A 6,007-nucleotide genomic window follows, 5' to 3' on the forward strand; every position below is an offset into this window, starting at 1 on the left:
GTTCTCGACCACGGCCTGCGAGACCGCGCCGAGGAAGCGGTTGACGATGAAGACGGTGTCGAACGGCAGCCGCTTCTCGGCGAGCTGCGTCGAGCCGCGCATGTCCACGAACAGGCTGACGAGATAGCGCTCCTGGCCGATTCGGGCCGGCGTCGAAGCAGTCGCTGACAGGGTGTGCGAGGTGAAGAGCTGGAAGAAGGAGAGATCCGACGTCGGCCGCAGCTGGCAGGCGAGGCGGATCGAAGGGTCAGTGGTGCCGACACGGGTGAGCACGAAGGCCTCGCGCTGTGACGGCTCGGGCAGGGCGCCATGGTCGCCGATGATGCGGATGCGGCAGGTCGAGCAGCGGGCGCGGCCGCCGCAGACGCTGGCATGCGGCACATTGTGGCGCAGGCTCGCTTCCAGCACGGAAAGGCCCTTGGGGACCCGCACCGTCTTGCCGTTGCCGTAGGACAGCGCGATCATGCCGCCGCGCCGCTCGCGCCAGGCGCGCACGCCGCGCGCGGCCAGCGCCAGTCCGAGCAGCCCGACATAGCCGATGGTGAGGCCGCCGGTGATGCGGTCGAGCGTGTTGGCTTCGGCGACGGTGCCGACCTGGCGGCGGGTGAGATTATGCGTGCGCCATTCCCCGTCGTCGGCTTCGACCACGACGCTGCGGCCGCCCTGATAGACGCCGAGCAGCGCCAGCGTCGGGATCAGCACCGCGGCCGCGAGCAGATAGGGCGCGGCGCGCGTGAAGAACGGCTTGAGGCGGAGCCAGAAATAAATGCCGATGCAGCCGTGGACCCAGGCGATGATCAGCAGGATCGTCATGGTCCAGATGCGGTTCGACGCGACGAAGAACAGATAGAGTTCCTGCGGATAGAGTTTTTGGTGTCCGTACAGCGTCTGGCCGAGCCGCACGCCGATCACGTGCGCCATGACCAGGGCGGGGATGCTTAAGCCCAGCACGAGCTGGAGCGGCTCGATCGTCCGCCAGCGGAACTGCCGCCGCTGGTACAGCGCATAGATGCCGAGCCCCATATGGGTGAGCGCGGCGGTGTAGAACACGATCGCTACGGGCAGGAACTGCCAGAATGCGGTGTGGTAGTAGACCCCGACCTCCATGGCATCGACCGAGACGTTGCCGAGCGCATGGKTGAGGAAATGGCTGACCACATAGGAGAACAGGATGACGCCGCAGATGAGCCGCACCTGCCGCACGCCGGTCGCGCGGACGAGTTCGGGCATGTGTATGGGAGCGGTGGCCATGATTCGGTTGTATCAGTTCATGAAGGAGAACAGCCAGCCTAGCGTTTAATTCCCGCGGCGAACAGCTTGCCCGATCACATGCGCGGCAAGGTTACAAAACCGTAGGGTGGGCAAAGGCGCGCTGCCGCGGTCGGCCTCCGCTGTCGTCCCGGACAAGCGCGCCCAAAGCGCGCGCCGATCCGGGATCCCCGCGCGAGCGCTTGCGCTCGTCGCGATACCACCGGGAGCGGTTTGGCGAAGACTCGTGGTTACCAGCTCGCGCCACGACTTCTCCCTGTGGCTATGGGTCCCGGGCTCGCGACTTCGTCGCGCCCCGGGACGACACCTACGTTGGGGCACCCCGCATTGACTCCCCCTCCCAAGTCGGGGAAAAGCGCGGCCGTGACGATCGCTCCCGACATCTCTAAGAAGCCAGACGGCGCCGAACGCCGTCTCATCCTTGCTGCCGTGCTGGTCATCGCCGCGATGACGCTGCTGCGCATCGTCTACGCCTCCGCGATCGAGCTGCGCACCGACGAGGCCTATTACTGGACCTGGTCGAAGGAGGCGGCGCTCAGCTTCCTCGATCATCCCCCGGGCATCGCCTGGCTCATCCGTTTCGGCACCGCGATCTTCGGCGACACTGCGCTCGGTGTCCGTTTCGGCGGCATTGTCGCCATGCTGGTGACGCAGCTGCTGCTCGCCGACATCGTCCGCCGCCTCACCCATGATGCGCGTGCGGTCATGATCGCGGTGCTGATGCCGGAGGCCGCGCTCTATTACGGCCTCCTGATGGCCAAGGTCGCGCCCGACGTCGCCATGATCCCGTTCGCGGTGGCGATGATGTGGTCCCTGGTGCGGCTGGCGCAGAGCGATGACGGACGCTGGTGGCTGGCAGCGGGGCTGTTCGCCGGGCTGGCGATGTTGTCGAAATTCACCGTGGTCATGTTCGCACCGGCGGTGGCCGCTTTTCTTCTCGTGCCGGATTGGCGCTGGCGCTGGCTGCGCAGTCCCTACCCCTATCTCGCGGTGCTGGTCGCGATCGCAGTATTCTCGCCGGTCCTGATCTGGAATGTGCAGCACGACTGGGCCTCGTTCCGGTTCCAGGGCGTGCGCGCCACCGCCAATTACGGCATCTCGCTCCGCACCGCCGGTGACTACATCGGCCTGCAATTCGGTCTCGTCGGCTTCGTCATGTTGCCGGTGGTGCTGTGGGGGCTCGTGACGACGGCGTGGCGCGGCTATCGCACGCGCGAGCCGGTCGCGATCCTGCTGTCCACCGCGGTGCTGGTGCCGTTTCTCTATTTCCTCATGAAATCGCTGACGCTCCGGGTCGGCGATACCTGGCCGATGTTCATGTGGCCGGTCGGCTTCGCGGCGGCGGCGGTAAACCTCGTCATGCTGTCGCGTGAAAACTGGTCGGCCTGGCTGATCCGGTCGAGCCTGTTCTGGGCGAAGACGGCGATCGTCTCGGGCATCGCCTTCGTCGTCATCGTGTTCCTCTACTATGTCGCCGCGCCCTGGAACTTTCTCGGCAAGATCGATCCGATCGGCGGCGAGGCCGGCTACGAGCAGGTCGCAGCGCGCGCGCAGGCTGCGCTGGACGAGACCGGCGCGACCTGGATCGCAACCACGGACTACCGCACCTATGCCATGATGCGCTGGCTGTTCAGGGGCCGCGTGCCCGTCATCGAGATCAGCGAGCGCGGCCGCTTCCAGGATTTCCGCGATCCCGGCATGGACCGGATCAAGGGACATGCCGGCATCTATGTCGGGCGCGAGCCGGACAATCGTTTATCGCTGTGGGAGAATATCCCTGCGAAGCGCGAGCAGCTCGGTCAGGTCGAACGCCGCTGGCGCGGCGTACTGACGGATACCTACGTGCTTGAAAAGCTCACCGGCTGGACCCCGGACCTGTCCCCGCCGAAGGACTCGCCGCTGTTTCAGTGGCGGGTGCTGGCCCTTCTCTCCCTCTCCCCGCGTGCGGGGAGAGGGTTGGGGTGAGGGGGACTTACTCCTCGTCCTCTTTCTTCCGCAGCAGATCCGTTGCGAGATCCGACAGCTTCGGCGGCGGCAACGCCGCGAAGGGCAGCGGGCGCGTCACCTCGATCGCGGCCAATCCGAGTCGCGCCGTCAGCAATCCGTTGAGCACGCCTTCGCCCAGCCGCTGCGACAGCTTCGCTGCAATCCCGTGGCCCAGCATCTGCTGCACCAGGCTGTCGCTCGCGGCCATGCCGCCGGTGATGGCGAGATGGGCGATGACGTGGCGGAGCAGGCGGATCATGCCGAGCGTGCCGGGTCRGCCGCCATAGAGATAGGCGAGCTGGCGGATCAGACGCAGCGCGGCGACGAACACGAACATCACGTCGATCGCCGCGCGGGGCGAAACCGCCGTGACAATCGAGACCTTTTGCGCGGCTGACGACACCAGCCGTCGCGCCTCCACATCCAGCGGCGACATCAATTCGCGCTCGGCGAGGCGGATCATGTCGGCGCCGTCGATGATCTCGCCGGTGTGGCTCTCCAGCGTGGCGCGGGCGCGGGCGAGCTGCGGATTCTGGTGCGCGATCTTCAGGAGATCCTGCACGATGACGCGGCTCTCCTTGCGGTCGTCACTGGCAAGGACGGCGGCTGCGCGCTGATGCAGCTTTTCGATGGTCGCGAGGCGCGCCAATCCATACGCCTCGCGTCCGATCACCACCGCGAGCGCAAGCGCGGTGACGAACGCGAAGGCGAGCCCGACGAAGCCGAGGCTTTCGCTGCGTGCAAACAAATCCTCGATCAGATGAACCACGCCGAGCCCGACGCCGAGCAGCGTCAGCCCGGCAAGGCCGGACCAGAACAGCGCGCCCCAGGGAAGGCCGCGCCGCGCCGGAAGCGCCGGCGCGATCGGCACGGGCAATGTCGCTGGATCGTGCTCCGGCGTGATCTGGATGGTGGCCCGACCGAGCCGCGCCGTCTCGTCGGCCTCGGTGACGACGACGCCGGGATCGTCGAGGCGGAACGTCGCCGGCCGCCGCGGCGGGGATCGCTCGTTCATGAGAGCTTGTCTCCGATCAGGAACTGCAGGGCACGGTCGAGGCGGATGTGTGGCAGCGTCGGCTCGTCCGTCCCTTCGCGTTCGAGCTTTGGCGGGCGGAAGCGCAGGAAGCGGAAGTCGCTTTTCTCGGCGGCCCCGGTCGCGAGGCCGCGGAACGCATCCGTTCCGTTGAACAGCGGCTCGGGATCCAGGGGCAGGTCGCCGGGAAAGGTCGCAACCTCCGTGTTGCCGTCGAAGAACTCGCCGCCGGCGCTTTCGCCTGCGGCGGGCGTTCCCAGGATCGACGGCAATTTGTCGCGGCCATGCGCGACCTGCGCCTCGCGGGTGGCGCGCACCGCGGCAAGCGCCACCACGTCGATCGCCGCGCCGGTATTTTCCGCGCGTGCCACCGCCTGCGTCACGGCGCGGCGCAGCACGGCCTCGAGACGGTCGTGACTGGAATGATGCAGATGGTCCGCCTTGGTCGCCGCAAACAGGATGCGGTCGATGCGCGGCCGGAACAGGCTGGAGAGCAAGGTGCTGCGGCCGATGTTGAAGCAATCGAGAATGCCGGCGAGCGCGGCTTCGAGATCGTGCAGCGCCTCGGGTCCGGAGTTGAACGCGGCGAGCGCATCGGCCAGCACGATCTGGCGATCGAGGCGCGCAAAGTGATCGCGGAAGAACGGCCGCACCACGACGTCCTTGTAGGCTTCGAAGCGGCGCACCATCATCGCCCACAGCGAGCCGTCCGGCGCCCGGCCGCCGACGGGCACGTCGAGCGGCGCGAAGGTCAGCGCCGGGGAGCCTGCGAGATTGCCGGGCATCAGGAAGCGGCCGGGCGGCAGCAGGCTCATGGCAAAGCGCTCGTCGCGGCACGCGCGCAAGTAATCGGTGAAGAGCTTTGCCGCTGTCAGCGTGGCCTGCTCGTCCTCGCGCGCCTCGGGCTTGAGCGCGCCGAGATGGGCGTGCCAGTCGGCGGCAAGATGCGCGCGCGGCGCCTCGCGCGACAGCGCAAGACTCTCCGCCGACCATTGCTCGTAGCTCTTTTGCAGCAGCGGCAGGTCGAGCAGCCACTCGCCGGGATAGTCGACGATGTCGAGCGTCAGGGTGCGGTCGGCGCCGTTGTGGCGCTGATAGTCGATGACGAGGCGCAACTCGCTGATGTCGACGGTCGAGGTCGGCCAGTGCCGTTCCTCGACCAGCGCGCGCAGATGAGTCTCATAGGCAAAGCGCGGCACGGCATCGTCGGGCTGTGGCGCGAGATGCGCCCGAGCGATCCGGCCCGAGGCATAGGCTTCGAACACCGGAAACCGGCCGCCGCGCGTCAGCCCATGGATCAGCGCGGTGATGAACACCGTCTTGCCGGCTCGCGACAGGCCGGTGACCCCGAGCCTTACCGTCGGATTGAAGAAGTGCTCGCCATAGTCGATCAGCGCCCGGGCCGACAGGCGCGCCTCTTCGACCATATCCTGAAAACTGAATGCCATGTGAACGTTAGGGGATCTCGGCGGGCGGAAACGTGAAGCTGTTCACAAAGGTGGCAATTGCGTGGGGAAAATCAAGCTTCATACTTCCACCGCCTTTGTCGTTAAATCAGTCGATTGAACGACGCGCCGATCCCGAAAGACCAATACAACGAGAGATTGACTCGCTTTGTGGATTGCCATGACCGTCTTCCAACTGAAACAGCTCGCATCCGATTCCGTCCATGCCGCAGCCGACGCGATTGGCTGGAACTACGACCGCGCAGAACTGATC

4 protein-coding genes and 1 pseudogene are annotated in these 6,007 nt (G+C 66.6%); 2 read left to right on the top strand and 3 right to left on the bottom strand.

Annotated elements, in window-relative coordinates; all coding sequences use genetic code 11:
* Positions 1–1,251: 2Fe-2S iron-sulfur cluster-binding protein (locus tag AC1D00_RS22895; protein ID WP_477012212.1), on the bottom strand; the 1,251-nt coding region annotated here is incomplete at its 3' end.
* A gap of 465 nt (positions 1,252–1,716) precedes the next feature.
* On the opposite strand from AC1D00_RS22895, the gene AC1D00_RS22900 reads away from it, so the two are divergent.
* On the top strand, positions 1,717–3,234 hold the full coding sequence (locus tag AC1D00_RS22900; RefSeq protein WP_477012215.1) for a glycosyltransferase family 39 protein: 1,518 nt from the start codon (positions 1,717–1,719) through the stop codon (positions 3,232–3,234).
* Positions 3,235–3,241: 7 nt separating this feature from the next.
* On the opposite strand, the gene AC1D00_RS22905 is transcribed toward AC1D00_RS22900, so the two are convergent.
* Both AC1D00_RS22905 and AC1D00_RS22910 read right to left on the bottom strand, forming a co-directional pair.
* A complete protein-coding gene (locus tag AC1D00_RS22905; RefSeq protein ID WP_477012213.1) occupies positions 3,242–4,270 on the bottom strand; it encodes a YcjF family protein in 1,029 nt (342 codons plus the stop codon).
* Positions 4,267–5,736 (bottom strand): YcjX family GTP-binding protein, encoded by a 1,470-nt coding sequence (locus AC1D00_RS22910; RefSeq protein ID WP_477012214.1) that lies wholly within the window; start codon positions 5,734–5,736, stop codon positions 4,267–4,269. The genes AC1D00_RS22905 and AC1D00_RS22910 overlap by 4 nt, the downstream gene beginning before the upstream one ends.
* Before the next feature lie 178 nt (positions 5,737–5,914).
* On the opposite strand from AC1D00_RS22910, the pseudogene AC1D00_RS22915 reads away from it, so the two are divergent.
* Positions 5,915–6,007 (top strand): annotated as a pseudogene (locus tag AC1D00_RS22915) (PAQR family membrane homeostasis protein TrhA); the annotation flags it as partial.

It is taken from the genome of Bradyrhizobium sp. P2_E8 (genome assembly GCF_056403875.1).